Raw genomic sequence first — 19883 nt, forward strand, 5'->3', positions numbered from 1 at the left:
CGGTCGCGCGCCTGGGAACGACGGGCGCGCGGGCGGCATGCGTAAAGCGTGCCGCGTCAGCCGACCACGAACAGCGGTTGGCCGTACTCGACCGCCTGGCCGTTTTCGACGAGGATTTCCTTCACCACGCCGGACTTGTCCGACTCGATTTCGTTAAGCAGCTTCATTGCTTCGATAATGCAGATCGTCTGGCCTTCCTTGACCGTGTCGCCCACCTGGACGAACGGATCGGCACCCGGCGACGGCGCACGGTAGAACGTGCCGACCATCGGCGAGGTCACCACATGGCCTTGCGGCGCGACGGCGGCCGGCGTAGCCGGCGCGGCTGCGGCAGCCGGCGCTTCGCCGCCGATTGCCGGTGCCGGCTGCGCGTATTGCGGCGCATATGAGGCGGACGGCTGCACGTAAACCGGCGGCGCATTCTTGACGATGCGGACCTTGCCTTCGCCCTCGGTCACTTCGAGTTCGGAAATACCGGACTCCGAGACGAGGTCGATCAGAGTTTTCAGTTTACGTAAGTCCATCAGGCAGCCCCTTTAATGCGAAAAGTGCCGGCGCATACGCAGCCGGCGCAAATTAGACGTGTTTGGAATCAGGCGCGCGACGAGCCGGCGGACAGCCGGTCGAGCGCGAATTCGAGCGCGTACATATATCCCTTCCAGCCGAGACCGCAAATCACGCCCTCAGCCTGGTCGGAGAAATACGAGTGATGCCGGAACGGTTCGCGACGATGCACGTTCGACAGATGAATCTCGACGAACGGGATGCCGACCCCCGCCAGTGCGTCCCGAATGGCCACGCTGGTATGCGTGTACGCGGCGGGATTGATCAGTATGAAATCGGTTTTTTCAGTCCGCGCGGATTGGATGCGGTCCACCAGAGCGCCTTCGTGATTGCTCTGGAACGACGCGAGTTCGACGCCTGCGTCCGCCGCGCGGTCCGCCAGCGCCTGATCGATCTGCGGCAAGGTCACGCGACCGTAGACCTCGGGTTCCCGGGTGCCGAGAAGGTTGAGGTTGGGTCCGTGCAGTACCAGCAGTCGCGTCATGGTCGCTTCTTTTTCCGTGGAATTGGGCGCACTTTAGCGCTGATTAGAGAAACTTGTCTAGTTTCGCGCACGTACGGATCGATGCCGGCGGCGCTTTGCCGCCGCGCCGGGCGCCTATCTTCTCTCAAATCCGCGGGATTTGCGTGTAATTTCGCGCCTTCCGCGGGTAATCGAGCGTCGGAACAATGTGAAATTTAGAGCGCGTCGAGCGTTTGTTTCAGCGCTTGCGGGTCGATTTGTCCCAATTTTGTCGAGCGAATGTTGCCATTTGCGTCGATTACGACGGTAAACGGCAGCCCGCCCGCAGTATTGCCGAACGCACGCGCGAGGTCGGCGCCGCCGAAGCCGGTGATGTAGATCGGATACGCCACTTTTACTTTCTGCAGGAACGCCTGAACGTTCTTCTCCGAATCGACGCCAAGTCCAACGAACTGGATGCCTTTTTTCGCGTAGTCGCGCTGAAGCTGCGACAAAGACGGCATTTCTTCGACGCAAGGCCCGCACCACGACGCCCAGAAGTTGACGACGATTGGGTGCCCTTTGAGCACACTTAGCGTTTGCGGCTTGCCGTCCACCGTCGTGACGGGGGCGGTCCAGAGCTGCGCGACCGCGCTTTGGGCGGAGGCCGGTTGCGCGGCGTGCGCGACTTCCCCAGCGCCGCCGTTCAGCCAATGGTTGGCCAATACACCGCCCCCTGCGGCGACGATGGCGACACACGCGCCCGCCAGAATCCGTCTCATATTCATCTTGGTCAGTCTAGTTGGTTGAAGGAGCGACGTCGCTGCCGTCGAGCAGCGTCTGCACGGCCTGCAGGTTCGCGCGCGCTGTGCGGCCGCGCGCGTCGGCGCGCACCGCGCCGCGCAGGTCGTCCGTTTCGTAGAGCGCCACGTGCACGCCGACCGGCTCCGCGTCGCGGCCTTCATTCGTGGGGCGCCACAGGAAGCTAAGCGTCTCGACATAGCCGCGGCCGGCGAAATGCCGCGTTTCCGAGACGTCGTACTGAATGTCCGCGTTAAGAAAATAGATCGCGACTTCTTTGGGGTTGTCGCAGAACACCTGAAGGTGAATATCCGAGTGCTCGCCGGCGGTGCCGCCTAGCACCGCGCCGGTCAAATAAGGATTGAACGGCGCGAGCCGTTCCATCCAGTCGACTGCGATATGGCGCAGCCGCCGCAGCAGCGCGGGCTGGCTGTCGCCCTGGAATAGCGACTGATACTCGCGGATTTCTTCTTCAATCTGGTCGTTATCCGGCAGCCATTCGCCGGCAACACGGCTCTCGCCGATCACTTGGCGGGCGGCTTTGCGCTTCGCCGTGGCGTAGTCCAGACCGTCTTCGGCGATCAGGCGGGCAGCTGCGATGGCGATTTCCTCGCGCACGCGCTGCGGATCGAAGTGTGATTTGCGAACCATCCCTCGATCATACTAGAGATTGGCGACGGCCTTTCCTGGCGGGTCGCGCAGCGCGCGGGCCGCGGCGGCGCGGGCGCGCGCGCATAGGGTGATCGAAAGGCGTCGGTTACAATAGCGTCCTTTGCAGACGGTCGTTTCGGCCGCTCTTTTGCGCTCCCATCCCTCTCGGGAAAACCCCGGGCCTCGCCCGCTTTTCTTGCCCCCTCGGGGGACCGGCGCGAAGCGCCGGATTAGTAGGGGCCCTTCCAGGAAAAACGCCCGCGCGGCACGACAGGCTTATGCACATCCACATCCTCGGTATCTGCGGCACGTTCATGGGCGGTCTCGCGGTCCTCGCGCGCGGCGCGGGCCACACCGTGACGGGTTGCGACGCCGGCGTCTATCCGCCCATGAGCACCCAGCTCGAGGCGCAAGGCATTGGCCTGATTGAAGGCTACGACGCGGACCAGTTGAACGGCCTGAACGCCGACCTGTTCGTGATCGGCAATGTGGTTTCGCGCGGCAACCCGCTGATGGAAGCCATTCTCGACCGGGGCTTGCCGTACATCTCCGGCCCGCAATGGCTCGGCGAACATGTGCTGAACGGCAAATGGGTGCTGGCGGTGGCCGGCACGCACGGCAAGACGACCACCAGCTCGATGCTGACCTGGCTGCTCGAAGACGCCGGCCTCAATCCGGGTTTCCTGATCGGCGGCGTGCCGCTGAATTTCGGCGTGTCCGCGCGGCTGACCGATTCCAGCTTCTTCGTGATCGAAGCTGACGAGTACGACACGGCCTTCTTCGACAAGCGGTCCAAGTTCGTCCACTACCGGCCCAAGACCGCGGTGCTGAACAACCTCGAATTCGATCACGCCGACATCTTTCCGGATCTGGGCGCGATCGAAACGCAGTTCCATCATCTGCTCCGCACCGTGCCGGGCATCGGCCGCGTGGTCACGAATGGCCGTGAAGACGCGCTCGAGCGCGTGCTGACACGCGGCTGCTGGAGCGAAGTGGAGCGCTTCGGCGTGCAGGGCGGCTGGCAAACCTTGCCGGCGGAAGACGGCGTGCCGGTCGACGAGCGCTTCGCCGTGTATCACAACAGCAAGCGCGTCGGCGTGGTCGAGTGGGAGGTGCAAGGCGAGCACAACCGCATGAACGCGTTGGCCGCGATTGCCGCCGCACGCCATGTCGGCGTGCCGCCGGCGCAGGCCGCCCGGTCGCTGGCGAGCTTTCGCAACGTCAAGCGGCGCATGGAAGTGCGCGGCAGCGTCGACGGCGTGACCGTGTACGACGACTTCGCGCATCACCCGACCGCGATCGATACGACCGTGGCCGGCTTGCGCGCCCGCGTCGGCCGCGACAACACGCGGATTCTCGCCGTGCTGGAACCGCGCTCGAACACCATGAAGCTCGGCGTGATGAAGGCGCAATTGCCGGCCAGTCTCGCCGACGCCGACCTCGTGTTTGGCTACGGCGCGCCGAGCGGCCGCGACGCGCTCGGCTGGAATCTCGGCGAGGCGCTCGCGCCGCTCGGCGGCAAGGCGCAGGCTTTTGACAATCTCGACGCGCTGGTCAAAGCGGTAGTCCACGCAGCGCGCCCCGGCGACCAGATTCTGGTGATGAGCAACGGCGGCTTCGGCGGCGTGCATCAGAAACTGCTCGACGCCCTTTCCGCGCGAGGCGCTTCGTGATCCTTTATCTGCACGGTTTCCGCTCGTCACCGAATTCGTTCAAGGCGCGCGTGCTGGCGGCGCGGCTCGTCGAACTCGGCCGCAGCGACGAATGGTGCTGCCCGATGTTGCCGGTTTCGCCGTTCGAGACCGTGGCGCTCGCCGAATCGCTGGTGGCCGCCGCGCAGCCGAAAGTCGTCACCCTGATCGGCAGTTCGCTCGGCGGCTATTTCGCCACGTATCTGGCTGAAAAGCACGGTTGGCCGGCGGTGCTGCTGAACCCGGCGGTCGTGCCGCAGCGCGATCTGAGCGCCTATCTCGGCGAGCAGCCGTTGTGGCACGGCGGCGGCAGCATCGTCGTCGAGCCGCATCACCTGGATGAGTTGCGCGCGCTCGGCGTCGCCTCGATCACCCGGCCCGAACGCTATTATTTGATGGCCGCCACCGGCGACGAAGTGCTCGACTACCGCGAAATGCTCGCGCACTATCCCGGCGCACGGACTACGCTGATCGAAGGGAGCGACCACGCGATCAGCGAGTTCGCGCAATACGTCGACGACGTGCTGGCCTTTTGCGACGCGGAAGACATCGAGCCGCCGGCGCCGCGCGAAGCCGCTTGATGTTGCATTAAGTCACGTCATGCCGGGCGTTCCGGCAGCGCGGCAGTTGCCGCGCACCATGATTCATGCCGCAGGCGCGCGCGTACCGCGCCGCGGATCCACTACCACGAACACGTTGCCGTGCCGCGCACGCAGTGACCGATCGCTGAACCAGATCGGGCGCGCCGGCAGATGCAAGTCAGAACGAGAGTATTGAGTGAACGTTTTCTTCGAGGAATCGGGCAGTTTCAAGGCCGGCAGCGTGCTGTCGCGCCAGGGCGATGCTTTTCAGGTCGAGCTGCCGGGCGGCCGGCGCACCAAGGTGCGCGCGAAAGACGTGCTGATCGAATTCGAAAAGCCGAGCGCGGCCGAGCTGATGCAACAGGCCGACGCCGCCGCGCAGGAGATCGATCTGGATTTTCTATGGGAATGCGCGCCTGACGACGAATTCCCGTTCGCGACCCTTGGCGCCGAGTATTTCGGCGAGCGTTTCGGCTCGATCGAGCGCGCCGCGCTGGTGTTGCGCATGCACGGCTCGCCGGTGTACTTCCGCCGCAAGGGCCGCGGCATGTATCAGCGCGCGCCACAGGAACAACTGAAGATGGCGCTCGCCGGCCTCGAGCGCAAGCGCCAGCAGGCGCTGGTGCAGGCTGGCTACGAAGACGAGCTGAAAGCCGGCCGTCTGCCGGAAGCCTTCACCGGCAGCAAGGCGCTGGCTCTGTTGACCAGGCCGGACAAGAACACGATCGAGTACAAGGCGCTCGAAGGCGCCGCGGCGGCCCGCGGTATTTCGCAAGCGCGTCTGATGCTGGAAAACGGTGCCATTCCGTCGGCGCGCGCGCTGCACGAAGCGAAATTCCTTTCCGAGTTTTTCCCGCACGGCACGGGTTTTCCGCCCGTTTCTGTCGGCAGCTTGCCGGAAGATCTGCCCGAAGCAAACGTGCAGGCATTTTCGATCGACGACATCACCACGACTGAAATCGACGACGCTTTCTCCGTCGAGCATCTGGCCGATGGCCGCGTGCGGATCGGCGTGCACATCGCCGCGCCGGCGCTCGGCATTCAGCGTGGCGACGAGGTCGATGCGATCGCACGCACGCGTCTGTCGACCGTGTATATGCCTGGCGACAAGATCACCATGCTGCCCGACAGCGTCGTGGAAGCGTTCACGCTGGCCGAAGGCGGCTTGCGTCCGGCGCTCTCGCTGTATGTGATCGTCAATCGCGAGACGCAGGAAATCGTCGCGAGCGAAACGCGCGCCGAGCGCGTGTTCGTCAAGAACAACCTGCGCCACAACACGCTCGACGAGTTGGTCACCGAAGAGGCGCTCGCCGCCGGCACCGGCGACTATCCGCACAAGGACGACATCGCCGTGCTGTGGCCGTTCGCGCAGGCGTTGTTCGAAAAGCGCCAGGCCGCGCGCGCCGGTTACGGTTTGCGCCGCGAAGTGCAGCGCAACACCGACTTCAACTTCTACGTGGAAGGCGAGCACATCACGATCACACCGCGCCGGCGTGGGTCGCCGCTCGATACGATCGTCGCCGAGCTGGCGATTCTCGCGAACTCGTCGTGGGGCGCGTTCCTGCATGACCACGGCGTGCCGGGCATTTATCGCACGCAACGCGCATTCGGTGCGCCGACCGGTCCGAAGCGTACGCGTATGCAGACCAACGCCGCGCCGCACGAAGGACTCGGCGTCACGCAGTACGCCTGGAGCACGTCGCCGCTGCGTCGTTATGTCGACCTGGTTAATCAGTGGCAGTTGATTGCCTGCGTGCAGCACGGCGTGACCGCGAAACTGGCCGCGCCGTTCAAGCCCAAAGACGCCGATCTGTTCGCTGTGGTGCAGGGTTTCGACGATACGTATACCGCGTATGCCGATCACCAGCGTCGCATGGAATATTTCTGGTGTCTGCGCTGGCTGAAGCAGGAGAACCGGAAGCAGGTGGTGGCGTCGGTGGTGAAGGGCGATCTGGTGCGCCTTGAAGAGATTCCGTTGCTGCTGCATGTGCCTGGCCTCGGCGTGCACGCGCGCGGCACGCGTTTGCAGATGGAAGTGATGTCGATCGATGAGTTGACCGTCGAAGCGTCCGTGCGTCTGCTACACGTGCTCGACGCGCCGACCGTGACGAGCGGCAGCGAGGCTGAGGAAGCGGACGAGGGCGAAGAGGAGATCATCGACGCCCCGGACGAGAGCGCCGAAGGCGAAGCCGAGGCGCAGGCCGAAGCCGAACTCGACGGCAACGACGCGGCTGCTGTGAAGAACGATGCCGAAAGCAGCGATGGCGCGGACGGTGCCGTTACCCATCAGCACATTGCGGAGCCGGGGCGATGAGCACCCAGGATTCACGCGACCGCTATGCGGTCATCGGCAACCCGGTCGGCCACAGCAAGTCGCCGTTCATTCATGGGCGCTTTGCCGCGCAGACCGGCGAGCCCGTCGAGTACGGTCATCTGCTCGCGCCGGTGGATGCGTTCGTGCCGCACGTGCGGGCCTTTATCGATGCAGGCGGGCGCGGGCTGAACGTGACCGTGCCATTCAAGCTCGACGCGCATGCCTTTGCGGACACGTTGTCGCCGCGCGCGGCGGCGGCGGGCGCGGTGAATACGTTGCGTATCGACGCGAATGGTATTTACGGCGACAACACGGACGGCTTCGGCCTCGTGCGTGACATCGAGGTGAATCTCGGCGTGTCCTTGAAGGGCGCGCGCATTCTGTTGCTCGGCGCGGGCGGCGCCGCGCGCGGCGTGGTGCTGCCGATGCTGGACCGCGCGCCGCATACGTTGACCATCGTCAATCGCACGGCGGAAAAGGCCGAGGCGCTGGTGGATCAATTCGCGCAAGCCGCGCGTGATGCCGCGTGCCGATTGAGCGGCGGTAGCGCGCGGGCGATCGAAGCGGGCACCTATGACGTGATCGTCAACGCGACGGCGGGCAGTCTGGACGCGTCGCTGCCGGAGTGCGACGACCGCGCGTTCGGCAGCGGCACGCTTGCCTACGACATGATGTATGGCGCGCATCCGACGGTCTTCATGGAGCACGCGCGCAAGCTGGGCGCGCGCGGTGCGGACGGCCTCGGCATGTTGGTCGAACAGGCGGCTGAATCGTTTTACGTGTGGCGTGGCGTGCGGCCTGACGGCGCGCCGGTGCTGGCCGAATTGCGCGCGCTGTTGACGGCGCCGTCACACGCCTAAGGCGGCGTTTACTTTGCAGCGGCGATTGACACGAGGACTCGACGAACGATGACTGCAACGCGGCGCGTGAGCCGGCCAGGTCCGGTGCGATGGATCGTCTATCTGGGCGCCGTGGTGGCGATTGCGTGGCTGGCGACGCAGGCGTTTTACTTCGGGCAGATCGCGGTTTGGAACTACGTCAATCCGCGGAGTACGTCGTTTATGCGGTCGGACGCGTGGCGGTTGTCGCAGGATCGGCCGGATCTTTCAGTGCAGCATACGTGGGTGTCGTATGACCAGATTTCGCGGAATTTGAAGCGCGCGATTATTGCTTCTGAGGACGCGAATTTTGTTAATAACAACGGCTATGAGACCGACGCTATTTTGCAGGCATGGGAGCGGAATAAGGCTAAGGGCAAGATTGTGCGCGGTGGGTCGACTATCACTCAGCAGCTGGCGCGGAATCTGTTCTTGTCGCGGGAGAAGAGTTATATCCGGAAGGGGCAGGAACTCATCATTACCTGGATGCTTGAGACCTTGATGGATAAGGAACGGATCTTTGAGATTTATCTCAACTCCGTTGAGTGGGGGAATGGGGTTTATGGGGCTGAGGCGGCGGCTCATTACTACTACAAGACTTCGGCGAGTAGGTTGACTGCTGCGCAGTCGGCGCGATTGGCTGTCATGCTGCCGCAGCCTAAGTATTTTGATGAGCATCGAGGGTCGCAGTATCTGGCGCAGCGGGCGCGGGTTATTGCGAGGCGGATGGGGGCGGCTGAGTTGCCCGATTGAGGTTTTTGCCCTGTTCGGTGCTTTGGTTGCGGGTTTTTTGTGGGGTTGGCCTTTCCTTGCATTGGTAGTGGTTTATTAGCGTCGCCCCTGTGCGGGGCAGGCACCTACTTTCTTTGCGGCGGCAAAGAAAGTAGGCAAAGAAAGCCGCTTCACACCGCCAGCCTGTAAGCGGGCCCCTCGCGCAGTCGCAATAGTGGTGCATCTGGAATCTGTGCTCTCGCACATTCGGCGCTAGTGACAAGGCCGTCATACTTCCCGCCTCGCGCTACGCGCTCGCCGGAAGGGTCTGCTCCTGTCCTAACCAGTGGGTTTCTCTGTGCGCTGTGGGGCCGTCGGCTTCGCCGCGGCTTTGGGCCCTAGCGACTTTCGGTATTTGGTGCGCTTCAGTTCGGGGCTTCTTCGAAGCGCCGTATATCGACGCAGAGCTTTGTCAATGCGCTGCTGTCGTTGCTCGCGTGATGGTTCTAAAGCGAGGTTGTCTGTTCTGCATCGTTCTTTTTGCGCCGATACGCTCACGGTCTTCTGACGCTGTCTTCGTGGCCTTTGCAAGAAGGTCCGCTGCGTGGCGCGCTGTGATGCGGCTCTGCGGAATTCCCTTGGCATCAAGCGCGATCACCTGGTACAACTCGCGGTCGATCTCGACTTCGCGTTGGTAATCCTCGCCCGTGTCGAGCAGCAATTCCAGTAATTTCCGCTGGCGATGTCTCTCCTCTCGCCCGCCGGACTCCTGACTATCGAGGCCGCAAGTGTCACCAGCTTGTCCAGTTGACCTAGCTGCCGCTCAAGCAGCCCAAAGGCGGACAAGGCGAGCTTTTCGTATTGAAGTGCATCAACGGGTGGGCGCGACGTGGTGCGTGAATTCTTGACGGATTTACTCATGGCGCGATCTCCCTGAAACTTACCTGGATCGCCCGACACGCGCTTGCAAGGTGGTGAGCGGGCACAGTGACGGGGTTAACAGACCGGAGCGCAGTACCAAAAACCGGCGAGCCGTGAGGCTCCCCCGCCAAGGCCCGCCCGTTGAGAACAGACGCGCAAAGGCAGCCGCACAGTTGCTTGAGCAATCGTACGGGGTACTACGCTAGTAGGCTGTTAAACCTGTATGTCGCGGAATACACGACAAAGGAATTCTAAAACGTGTCTTCCAGCAAGCGAACACCTGCGCAGGCTAAAAGGTGCGTGCCGCAATCAATTCCGAAATTTCTCAAGCCCTAGTTCGTGTTCTCAGCGGCTGTGCTGAGAAGAGGGGGCGGGCAATGCGGAAGGGGGAGCTACTCGCACCGTTGCAAGACCTCGCGAAACCGTTGGCGATTCCATCCCCGGCGTCGCTCTTCACACACCGGCACTTCAGCGCCGCGCCGAGGCGAAGCCGACGGCCCCACAGTACGCAGGGAAACCTACGAGTTAGAAGCGGACCCTTCCGGCGAGCGCGCAGCGCGAGGCGGGGGGTATGACGGCTTTGTCACCGTGGCCGAATGTGCGAGGGCACAGATTCCAGATGCACCACTACCGCGGCTGCGCGAGGGCTCCGCTTAGAGGTTAGCGGTGTGAAGCGGCTTTCTTTGCCTACTTTCTTTGCCGCGGCAAAGAAAGTAGGTGCCTGCCCCGCACAGGGGCGACGCTAATAGACCACTAACGCCTCAAGGAAAGGCCAACACCCGCACACCACAACCCAACAACTCAGTCCACAGCAAAAAAATCCCATTATCTGAATCCAACACTCACATATTGGAGCTTTCTCAAAAACCGCCCTACAATCCACCCCAACAAGCAGAAAGCGCCGCACGGCACGGAGAAACTCCCACCGCCAGGCGCCGAAAAAGCGACAGCAAGAAGAAACCGGAGACAAAGCCCAAACCATGCCCAAAACCCAAAGGCATCACCGCCGCGCCAGCCATACCGCGAGCAATCAAGGCCCTCTCTCCGGCCCCGCGCTGTAAGCGCAAAAAACCACCGAAAAGCGAATCGCCATGAACAAAGCGATGCCTACTCACGCCGCGAGCGAATCCGAAGCCGATCTATCGCCATCCGTCGACCACGCGACTAGCGGCACGACGCCGCGTCCGTCGGCGCCCGCCGCCAGGACACCGCGCGCGAACGCCGGCATCCACCCGGCCCCGGTGGACGGAATCGCGCTCCCCAGCACGCTGCTCGACATCACCCCGCAGCAAGCCGGCACGCAAACCCTCCTGCGCGGCCTGGCGATCCTGGAAGCCGCAGCAGCGGGCGTGCGCGACCTCCGCACCTTCGGCGCCGCGCTCGGCACGACCCGCAGCACCACGCATCGCCTGGTCAGCAGCCTCGTGCAGGCGCGCTATCTGCGCCAGGTCCAAGGCGGCTACCTGCTCGGCCCGAAGCTAATCGAACTCGGCACGATCGCGCTCGAACAGATGCCGCTCACCGCGGTCGCTCGCCAGCACCTCGAATCGCTCGCGGAACAAACCCTCGATACGATCCACCTCGGCGTGCGCGACGGCGACGACGTCCTCTACATCGACAAAATCCCCGGCACCCGCGGCCTCGAAATGCGCTCACGCGTCGGTCACCGCATGCCGCTGGCATCGACGGGGATCGGCAAGGCCATGATGCTCGACCTCACGCCCGACGTCTGGCAGTCGCTGTTTGATGCCTCGCGCCGCGCGCTCGCCGGCGTCAGCTTCAAGCCGGACAACCGTCCCGACGCGCAGACCTTCATGCAGCGCATGACCAACTACGCCGCCGGCGGCTACACCTTCGATCTCGAAGAAAACGAAGCGTCGATCCGCTGCGTCGCGGCTCCCGTGCGCGATGCGTCGGGCGCGGTGGTGGCGGCGCTGTCGGTGGCGAGCACGATTCCATACATGTCGCTCGAACGCATGGACGAACTGATTCCGGTCGTGCAGCGCGAAGCGCGCGCGATTTCGGAAGAACTCGGCTGGCGCGCTCCACAGCCGGCAACCCGCAGGATCAAGCGATGAAGCGAGCGGGTTCTCCCACCCAGGCAGCCGGCCACGCCGCAGCCGTTTCGGTCGACGCGAGCCACGAGCACGCCGCGCTGATCGCGCTCGACTGGGGCACGACGTCGCTGCGCGCCTATCTGTACGACGCGTCCGGCAACGTGCTGGCGACGCGCGCATCGACGGCGGGCATCATGAATCTGCCGCGCAGCGCGGAGCAGGGCGGCTTCGACGCGGCCTTCGACGACGCCTGCGGCGCCTGGCTCGAACAAGCGCCCGCCGCGCCGGTGATCGCGGCAGGCATGGTCGGCAGCGCGCAGGGCTGGCTGGAAGCGCCGTATGTGGACACGCCGGCGAGCGCCGATGCGCTGGTGGCGGGCATCGTCCGCGTGCAGGCGGCGTGCGGCGCGACGCTGCATATCGTGCCGGGCGTCCTGCAACGCGGCGAACTGCCCAACGTGATGCGCGGCGAAGAAACGCAGATCTTCGGCGCGCTCGGCGAACAGACAAACACTGTCGACAGCGGCAAGCGCTCGCTGATCGGTCTCCCCGGCACTCACGCCAAATGGGCGGTGGTGCAAGCGGACCGCATCGAACGTTTCCACACCTTCATGACCGGCGAAGTATTCGCGGCACTGCGCGAACACACGATTCTCGGCCGCACCATGCTCACGCCTGATCTTCCGGACACCGGCGCGTTCCTGCATGGCGTGAATATCGCGCGGGAAAAAGGCCAAGCGGGGGTGCTCGCGACCGTGTTCAGTTCGCGCACGCTCGGCCTCACCGGACAACTGTCGCGCGAACAGCAACCGGACTATCTGTCGGGGTTGCTGATCGGACACGAACTGGCTGGTCTCGACGCCGTGCTTGCGCAACAGCAAAGCGCGCTCGCCGGGCAGAGCCTGCGCCTGATCGGCAACGAAGCGCTGTGCGAGCGTTATCGGCTCGCGCTGGCGCAATTTGGCTGCACCCAGGCGGAACTGGTCAAGCACGCCACCGAGCGCGGCCTCTGGCGCGTCGCCTCGCAGGCGGGGCTCGTCAAAACGGCCGCCAAGACGGCGCGCGCCTGACCATCAGCGCCGCCGCTCACGAAACAAGGAATCGACATGCAACCTCACATCAATCTGCCCGCTCCGTACATGCCGCACGCGGGTTTGATCGCGGCGTTCGAGGCGTGTCCGCTGATCGCGATCATGCGCGGCGTGACGCCCGCCGATGCCGCCGAGCACGGCCAGGCGCTCTACGAAGCCGGCTTCCGGATTGTCGAAGTGCCGCTGAATTCGCCGCAGCCTTTCGACAGCATTGCCGCGATCCGCAAGGTGTTGCCGGCGGATGCGATCGTCGGCGCGGGAACGGTGCTGCATCCGAGTTTCGTCAACGACGTGAAGTCGGCGGGCGGCGAACTGATCGTCATGCCGCATAGCGATCCGGAAGTCGTCGGTGCAGCGAAAGCGCAAGGCATGGCCTGCGCGCCGGGCGTCGCGACGCCCAACGAAGCATTCCTCGCGCTGAAAAAACGGCGCGGACGTGCTGAAGATGTTCCCCGCCGAACAACTCGGCTGCCAGGTGGTGAAAGCGTGGCGCGCGGTGATCGCGGCGGAAGTGCCGCTGGTGCCGGTCGGCGGCATCACGCCCGACAACATGGGCCCGTTTTTGAGCGCGGGTGCGAACGGCTTCGGCCTCGGCTCGGCGTTGTATAAGCCGGGGCAGAGTGCGGCAGTGACGGCTTCGCACGCGAAGGCGTACATCAACGGTTTGCGCATCGCTCGCGCGGGTGCGAAGAAATGAAACGGCTCGCCGGCAAAGTCGCGCTTGTCACCGGCGCCGGTCGCGGCATCGGTTCGGCGATCGCGCATGCGTTCGCGCGCGAAGGCGCGGCAGTCGTGCTGGCCGAACTGGATATCGAGACCGCGCAGCAGACGGCGGAGCACATCGAGTCGCAGACCGGCGCGCACGTGCTCGCGGTGCACACGGACGTGACGCAATCCGCGTCGGTTCAGCAGGCGGTGAGCGAAGCCGAACGCGCATTCGGCGCGCTCGACGTGCTGGTGAACAACGCCGGCATCAACGTGTTCTGCGACCCGCTCACCATGACCGACGACGACTGGCGCCGCTGCTTCGCGGTCGATCTCGACGGCGTGTGGAACGGTTGCCGCGCGGCCTTGCCGGGCATGGTCGAACGGGGCGCGGGCAGCATTGTGAACATCGCCTCGACACATTCGTTCAAGATCATTCCGGGCTGTTTTCCGTACCCGGTTGCCAAGCACGGCGTGATCGGCCTGACGCGCGCGCTCGGCATCGAATATGCGCCGCGCAATGTGCGGGTCAACGCGATCGCGCCGGGTTACATCGAAACGCAATTGACGCATGACTGGTGGAACGAACAAGCCGATCCGGCCGCGGCGCAGCAGGCGACGCTCGATCTGCAGCCGATGAAACGCATTGGCCGCCCGGAAGAAGTGGCGATGACAGCGGTGTTTCTCGCCTCGGACGAAGCGCCGTTCATCAACGCCACTTGCATCACGGTGGATGGCGGGCGCTCGGCGCTGTATCACGACTAATTTTTGCAGGACTCGGATTGCGCAGGGGCGCATGGAGTACACCGGACGACGCGCTGGCCGCGTGTGTCACACCCGGTACAAGAAGACGCGGCCGATACCTTCTCGTTATCAATTAGTCAGGAGACACGCATCATGAAACGTAGAATTTTCCTCACGCTGGCAGCAGCGGCGACGGGTGTGCTCTTCAACGCACCGGTCGCGCAAGCCGCCGATCCGGTGAAGATCGGCTTCCTCGTGAAGCAGCCGGAAGAACCGTGGTTCCAGGACGAGTGGAAGTTCGCCGAAATCGCCGCCAAGGAAAAGGGCTTCACGCTGGTGAAGATCGGCGCGCCGTCGGGCGAGAAGGTGATGAGCGCCATCGACAATCTGGCGGCGCAAAAGGCGCAAGGCTTCGTGATCTGCACGCCGGACGTCAAGCTCGGACCGGGCATCGTCGCGAAGGCGAAGGCCGACGGCCTGAAGATGATGACGGTGGATGACCGTCTGGTCGATGGCGCGGGCAAGCCGATCGCGTCGGTGCCGCATATGGGCATCTCGGCGTACAACATCGGCAAGCAGGTCGGCGACGGCCTGGCGGCGGAAATCAAGAAGCGCGGCTGGGACATGAAGGACGTGGGCGCGATCGACGTGACCTACGAACAGCTGCCGACCGCGCATGACCGCACCAGCGGCGCGACCGACGCATTGATCGCAGCCGGCTTCCCGAAGGCGAACATCGTGATGGCGCCGCAAGCGAAGACCGACACGGAAAACGCGTTCAACGCCGCCAACATCGCGCTGACGAAGAATCCGAACTTCAAGCACTGGGTCGCTTACGGCCTGAACGACGAAGCCGTGCTCGGCGCCGTGCGTGCCGCGGAAGGCCGCGGCTTCAAGGCGGACAACATGATCGGTATCGGCATCGGCGGTTCGGACTCGGCACTCAACGAGTTCAAGAAGCCGTCGCCGACGGGCTTCTATGGCACGGTCATCATCAGCCCGAAGCGTCACGGCGAAGAAACCTCCACGCTGATGTACGACTGGATCACGCAAGGCAAGGCACCGCCCCCGCTGACGCTGACGACCGGCATGCTGGCCACGCGTGACAACGTCGCCGATGTGCGTCAGAAGATGGGCCTCGCGGCGAATTGAGCGGGTTGATTCCGCACGTGGTGACATGAAGTGAACTGCCGGCGCGTGTTCTCTTTCGCGAAAGAGGGCATGTGCCGGCAGCAGCAATAAAAGATCAGCAGTAGAGACAGGCCGTGGTTTTGCGATGTTGCCCACCAAGCACATCGACGAACTCGGTTCACACGAAGCAACAGGAGGCGAAGTGTCAGCGACGCTACGTTTTGACAATATCGGTAAAGTCTTTCCAGGCGTGCGCGCGCTCGACGGTGTGTCCTTCGACGTCAACGTCGGCCAGGTGCACGGCCTGATGGGCGAAAACGGCGCAGGGAAATCGACCCTGCTGAAGATTCTCGGTGGTGAATACCAGCCCGACTCGGGCCGCGTGATGATCGACGGCAACGAGGTGCGCTTCACGAGCGCGGCGTCGTCGATCGCGGCGGGTATCGCGGTGATTCACCAGGAGCTGCAATACGTGCCCGATCTGACGGTCGCGGAAAACCTGCTGCTCGGTCAACTGCCGAACTCGCTCGGCTGGGTCAACAAGCGCGAAGCCAAACGCTTCGTGCGCGAACGCCTCGAAGCGATGGGCGTGGCGCTCGACCCGAACGCGAAACTGCGCAAGCTCTCCATCGCGCAACGGCAGATGGTCGAAATCTGCAAGGCGCTGCTGCGCAACGCGCGCGTGATCGCGCTGGACGAGCCGACCAGTTCGCTGTCGCATCGTGAGACGGAAGTGCTGTTCAAGCTGGTGCGCGATCTGCGCGCGGACAACCGCGCGATGATCTACATCTCGCACCGCATGGACGAGATCTACGAACTGTGCGACGCCTGCACGATCTTCCGCGACGGCCGCAAGATCGCTTCGCATCCGACGCTCGAAGGCGTGTCGCGCGACACCATCGTCAGCGAAATGGTGGGGCGGGAAATTTCGGACATCTATAACTACTCGGCGCGGCCGCTCGGCGAAGTGCGCTTCGCGGCGAAAGCGATCGAAGGCCATGCGCTCGCGCAGCCGGCCAGCTTCGAAGTGCGGCGCGGCGAGATTGTCGGCTTCTTCGGCCTGGTGGGCGCGGGCCGCAGCGAACTGATGCATCTGGTGTACGGCGCCGATCACAAGAAGGGCGGCGAGTTGATGCTCGACGGCAAGCCGATCAAGGTGCGCAGCGCGGGCGAAGCGATCAGGCACGGCATCGTGCTGTGCCCGGAAGATCGCAAGGAAGAGGGCATCGTCGCGATGGCGACCGTGTCGGAGAACATCAATATCAGTTGCCGCCGTCACTATCTGCGCGCCGGGATGTTCCTCGACCGCAAGAAGGAAGCGGAAACCGCGGATCGTTTCATCAAGCTGCTGAAGATCAAGACGCCGAGCCGCCGCCAGAAGATTCGCTTCCTCTCGGGCGGTAATCAACAGAAGGCGATTCTGTCGCGCTGGTTGGCCGAGCCGGATCTGAAAGTGGTGATTCTCGACGAGCCGACGCGCGGTATCGACGTCGGCGCGAAGCATGAAATCTATAACGTGATCTATCAGCTTGCCGAACGCGGCTGCGCGATCGTGATGATTTCGTCGGAGCTGCCGGAAGTGCTCGGCGTGTCCGACCGCATCGTGGTAATGCGCCAGGGCCGGATTTCCGGCGAGCTGTCGCGTAAGGATGCAACGGAACAATCGGTGCTGAGCCTTGCGCTGCCGCAAAGCTCGACCGCACTGCCCGGAACGCAAGCCGCTGCCCAACAGGCGGCCTGAACATCATTCGGACGAAAGTCCGGCAACCCGTGGGGAACGGGAGGAGTCTTCAACATGCAAGCCAGAGAAAACCTCGCGCAACAGGCCGCCAAGAGCGCTGCCGATGCGTTGATTCCGCAGTCGAACGACAAGGCCAAATGGTGGCAGCAGATCACCGAGTACAGCCTGATCGTGATCTTCGTCGTGATGTTCGTCACGATGTCGCTGACCGTCGATCACTTCTTCTCGATCGAGAACATGCTCGGCCTCGCGCTGTCGATCTCGCAGATCGGCATGGTCGCGTGCACGATGATGTTCTGTCTCGCCTCGCGCGACTTCGACTTGTCGGTTGGCTCGACGGTCGCGTTCGCCGGCGTGTTGTGCGCGATGGTGCTCAACGCGACCGGTAACACGTTCATTGCGATCGTCGCGGCGGTGGCGGCGGGCGGCGTGATCGGCTTCGTCAACGGCGCGGTAATCGCGTATCTGCGCATCAACGCGCTGATCACGACGCTCGCCACGATGGAAATCGTCCGCGGTCTCGGCTTTATCGTCTCGCACGGTCAGGCGGTGGGCGTGTCGTCGGACACGTTTATCGCGCTCGGCGGATTGAGCTTCTTCGGCGTGTCGCTGCCGATCTGGGTCACGCTGCTGTGCTTCATCGTGTTCGGCGTGATGCTCAACCAGACCGTGTATGGCCGCAATACGCTCGCAATCGGCGGCAATCCGGAAGCCTCGCGTCTGGCCGGTATCAATGTGGAACGCACGCGCGTCTACATCTTCCTGATCCAGGGCGCGGTGACGGCGCTGGCCGGTGTGATTTTGGCCTCGCGTATCACGTCGGGTCAGCCGAATGCCGCGGAAGGCTTCGAGCTGAACGTGATTTCGGCGTGCGTGCTGGGCGGCGTGTCGCTGCTCGGCGGCCGCGCGACCATTTCCGGCGTAGTGATCGGCGTGCTGATCATGGGCACGGTCGAGAACGTGATGAACCTGATGAACATCGACGCGTTCTATCAGTACCTCGTGCGTGGCGCGATCCTGCTCGCCGCCGTGCTGCTCGACCAGTTGAAGAACCGCGGCTCGCGCGATTAAGCCCGCCGCCCACTCACTTGCTCTAAAAGGAATCGAACGATGTCGTCTCCGGCCAATGCAAACGTCCGTCTCGCGGACAGCGCCTTCGCGCGTTATCCGAGCCTCGTCGACCGCACGGTGTTGATCACGGGCGGCGCGACCGGCATCGGCGCATCGTTCGTCGAGCATTTCGCGGCGCAAGGCGCGCGCGTCGCGTTTTTCGATATCGACGCGAGCGCCGGTGAAGCGCTTGCCGACGAACTTGGCGATTCGAAACACAAGCCGCTGTTCCTGTCGTGCGATCTGACCGACATCGACGCGCTGCAAAAGGCAATCGCCGACGTGAAGGCCGCGCTCGGTCCGATTCAGGTGCTGGTGAACAACGCCGCGAACGACAAGCGCCATACGATCGGCGAAGTCACGCGCGAGTCGTTCGACGCGGGCATCGCGGTGAACATCCGTCACCAGTTCTTCGCGGCGCAGGCGGTGATGGACGACATGAAAGCCGCCAACAGCGGCTCGATCATCAATCTCGGTTCGATCAGCTGGATGCTGAAAAACGGCGGCTATCCGGTCTATGTGATGTCGAAATCGGCGGTGCAGGGTTTGACGCGCGGTCTCGCGCGCGACCTCGGCCATTTCAATATCCGCGTCAATACGCTGGTGCCGGGCTGGGTGATGACCGAGAAGCAGAAGCGCTTGTGGCTCGACGACGCGGGCCGTCGTTCGATCAAGGAAGGGCAGTGCATCGACGCCGAGCTGGAACCGGCCGATCTCGCGCGCATGGCGCTCTTCCTCGCCGCCGACGACAGCCGGATGATCACCGCGCAGGACATCATCGTGGACGGAGGTTGGGCGTGAGTGCGAGCGGTTCATCCAGCACGGCCGCGCTGCTGCTCGATACGAAATGCGCGCTCGGCGAAGGCGCGACATGGTGCGCGCAGACCGGCCGTTTCTACTGGACGGATATTGAAGGCGCGCGTCTGTGGCGCTACGACCCACGGGACGGTAGCAACATGTCCTGGCAGATGCCCGAGCGCCTCGCCACCTTCGCGCTGTGCGCGGATCCGCGTTACCTGTTGCTCGGCCTGGCCACGCATCTCGCGTTTTTCGAGCTGGCCACCGGCGAGACGCGGCGCATCGTCGACGTCGAAGCCGGCTTGAACACCCGCGTGAATGACGGCCGCTGCGACCGTCAGGGCCGCTTCGTGTTCGGCACCAAAGATGAGGGCGTGCCGTTGCAGGCAATCGGCGGCTTCTACCGGCTCAGTCAAGATTTGTCGCTGGAGCGTTTGCCGTTGCCCGCGCCGGCGATCTCGAACAGCATCGCGTTCAGTCCCGACGGCGCGACGATGTACTACTGCGATTCGCCGACACGCGAAATCCGTGCGTGCGACTATCGCGCGGACGGCAGCATCGCCAATGACCGCCTGTTCACCCGCCTCACCGACGCCAGCGGCGAACCCGACGGCTCGACCGTCGACCGCGACGGCGGCCTGTGGAACGCGCAGTGGGGCGGCCGGCGCGTGGTGCGTTACGGACCGGACGGCGTGGAAACGGAGCGCGTCGACGTGCCGACCGCGCAGCCGAGTTGCGTCGCGCTGGGCGGCACGCAGATGGACACGCTGTACATTACGAGCGCGCGCTGCGGTCTCGATGCGCCGGCGCTCGCCGACGATATGCAGGCAGGCGGCGTGTTTATCGCCACGCTCGGACGGCAAGGTTTGCCGGAGCCGGTGTTCCAAGGCGCGCCCGCTTAGCGCAGAATGACGCTGCCTCGCTCCCGAGGCAGCCATGAAGCAATCAGGCA

General features: G+C 63.9%; 17 protein-coding genes and 2 pseudogenes. 14 read left to right on the forward strand and 5 right to left on the reverse strand.

All coding sequences use genetic code 11. From position 1 onward, the window contains the following. Positions 1-56: 56 nt before the first annotated feature. The 4 genes from accB to B0G82_RS08645 all read right to left on the reverse strand — a co-directional run bounded on the left by accB (position 57) and on the right by B0G82_RS08645 (position 2458). On the reverse strand, positions 57-524 hold the full coding sequence (gene accB / locus B0G82_RS08630) for an acetyl-CoA carboxylase biotin carboxyl carrier protein (RefSeq protein ID WP_106285201.1): 468 nt from the start codon (positions 522-524) through the stop codon (positions 57-59). Positions 525-592: 68 nt separating this feature from the next. Continuing rightward, positions 593-1048, reverse strand: coding sequence for a type II 3-dehydroquinate dehydratase (aroQ, locus tag B0G82_RS08635; RefSeq protein WP_121307148.1), 456 nt, complete (start codon positions 1046-1048; stop codon positions 593-595). A gap of 194 nt (positions 1049-1242) precedes the next feature. After that, positions 1243-1794: a TlpA disulfide reductase family protein gene (locus B0G82_RS08640; RefSeq protein ID WP_199730068.1), complete on the reverse strand. Its 552-nt coding sequence runs from the start codon at positions 1792-1794 to the stop codon at positions 1243-1245. A 10-nt stretch (positions 1795-1804) separates the two neighbouring features. Then, complete coding sequence (locus tag B0G82_RS08645) at positions 1805-2458, reverse strand: UDP-N-acetylmuramate--alanine ligase (RefSeq protein ID WP_106285203.1); 654 nt, start codon at positions 2456-2458, stop codon at positions 1805-1807. A 278-nt stretch (positions 2459-2736) separates the two neighbouring features. Here B0G82_RS08645 and mpl point away from each other — a divergent pair, with 278 nt between their 5' ends. The 5 genes from mpl to mtgA all read left to right on the forward strand — a co-directional run bounded on the left by mpl (position 2737) and on the right by mtgA (position 8675). Continuing rightward, the gene (gene mpl, locus B0G82_RS08650) at positions 2737-4131 is read left to right on the forward strand and encodes a UDP-N-acetylmuramate:L-alanyl-gamma-D-glutamyl-meso-diaminopimelate ligase (protein ID WP_121307150.1); all 1395 of its coding nucleotides are present in this window, start codon (positions 2737-2739) and stop codon (positions 4129-4131) included. Continuing rightward, on the forward strand, positions 4128-4730 hold the full coding sequence (locus B0G82_RS08655) for a YqiA/YcfP family alpha/beta fold hydrolase (RefSeq protein ID WP_121307151.1): 603 nt from the start codon (positions 4128-4130) through the stop codon (positions 4728-4730). The genes mpl and B0G82_RS08655 overlap by 4 nt, the downstream gene beginning before the upstream one ends. Before the next feature lie 196 nt (positions 4731-4926). After that, positions 4927-7044, forward strand: coding sequence for an RNB domain-containing ribonuclease (locus B0G82_RS08660; RefSeq protein WP_121307152.1), 2118 nt, complete (start codon positions 4927-4929; stop codon positions 7042-7044). Next, positions 7041-7904: a shikimate dehydrogenase gene (gene aroE / locus B0G82_RS08665; RefSeq protein WP_116139082.1), complete on the forward strand. Its 864-nt coding sequence runs from the start codon at positions 7041-7043 to the stop codon at positions 7902-7904. The genes B0G82_RS08660 and aroE overlap by 4 nt, the downstream gene beginning before the upstream one ends. Positions 7905-7952: 48 nt before the next feature. Beyond that, positions 7953-8675: a monofunctional biosynthetic peptidoglycan transglycosylase gene (gene mtgA, locus B0G82_RS08670; protein WP_121307153.1), complete on the forward strand. Its 723-nt coding sequence runs from the start codon at positions 7953-7955 to the stop codon at positions 8673-8675. 430 nt (positions 8676-9105) lie between these two features. On the opposite strand, the pseudogene B0G82_RS08680 reads toward mtgA, so the two are convergent. Then, positions 9106-9554: pseudogene (locus B0G82_RS08680) on the reverse strand (hypothetical protein). 1091 nt (positions 9555-10645) lie between these two features. Here B0G82_RS08680 and B0G82_RS08690 point away from each other — a divergent pair. The 9 genes and pseudogenes from B0G82_RS08690 to B0G82_RS08730 all read left to right on the forward strand — a co-directional run bounded on the left by B0G82_RS08690 (position 10646) and on the right by B0G82_RS08730 (position 19833). Beyond that, entirely contained in the window at positions 10646-11632 is a 987-nt protein-coding gene (locus B0G82_RS08690) for an IclR family transcriptional regulator (RefSeq protein ID WP_121307154.1), read from the forward strand. Beyond that, positions 11629-12681, forward strand: coding sequence for a 2-dehydro-3-deoxygalactonokinase (locus tag B0G82_RS08695; protein ID WP_121307155.1), 1053 nt, complete (start codon positions 11629-11631; stop codon positions 12679-12681). Before B0G82_RS08690 ends, B0G82_RS08695 begins: the two co-directional genes overlap by 4 nt. Before the next feature lie 36 nt (positions 12682-12717). After that, positions 12718-13399, forward strand: a pseudogene (locus B0G82_RS08700) (2-dehydro-3-deoxy-6-phosphogalactonate aldolase). Continuing rightward, positions 13396-14172: an SDR family oxidoreductase gene (locus B0G82_RS08705; RefSeq protein ID WP_121307156.1), complete on the forward strand. Its 777-nt coding sequence runs from the start codon at positions 13396-13398 to the stop codon at positions 14170-14172. The pseudogene B0G82_RS08700 and the gene B0G82_RS08705 overlap by 4 nt, the downstream one beginning before the upstream one ends. Before the next feature lie 132 nt (positions 14173-14304). Continuing rightward, positions 14305-15303, forward strand: a complete 999-nt coding sequence (locus B0G82_RS08710) for an arabinose ABC transporter substrate-binding protein (protein ID WP_121307157.1) — start codon at positions 14305-14307, stop codon at positions 15301-15303. Positions 15304-15484: 181 nt separating this feature from the next. Then, entirely contained in the window at positions 15485-17023 is a 1539-nt protein-coding gene (gene araG, locus B0G82_RS08715) for an L-arabinose ABC transporter ATP-binding protein AraG (protein ID WP_121308639.1), read from the forward strand. Between the two features lie 54 nt (positions 17024-17077). Beyond that, a complete protein-coding gene (gene araH, locus B0G82_RS08720) occupies positions 17078-18094 on the forward strand; it encodes an L-arabinose ABC transporter permease AraH (RefSeq protein ID WP_106285215.1) in 1017 nt (338 codons plus the stop codon). A gap of 39 nt (positions 18095-18133) precedes the next feature. Continuing rightward, positions 18134-18934: an SDR family oxidoreductase gene (locus B0G82_RS08725; RefSeq protein WP_106311012.1), complete on the forward strand. Its 801-nt coding sequence runs from the start codon at positions 18134-18136 to the stop codon at positions 18932-18934. Continuing rightward, positions 18931-19833, forward strand: coding sequence for an SMP-30/gluconolactonase/LRE family protein (locus B0G82_RS08730; RefSeq protein ID WP_121307158.1), 903 nt, complete (start codon positions 18931-18933; stop codon positions 19831-19833). Before B0G82_RS08725 ends, B0G82_RS08730 begins: the two co-directional genes overlap by 4 nt. Positions 19834-19883: the final 50 nt, after the last annotated feature.

The sequence above is a fragment of the Paraburkholderia sp. BL17N1 genome, from assembly GCF_003634175.1.
Taxonomy (GTDB): domain Bacteria; phylum Pseudomonadota; class Gammaproteobacteria; order Burkholderiales; family Burkholderiaceae; genus Paraburkholderia.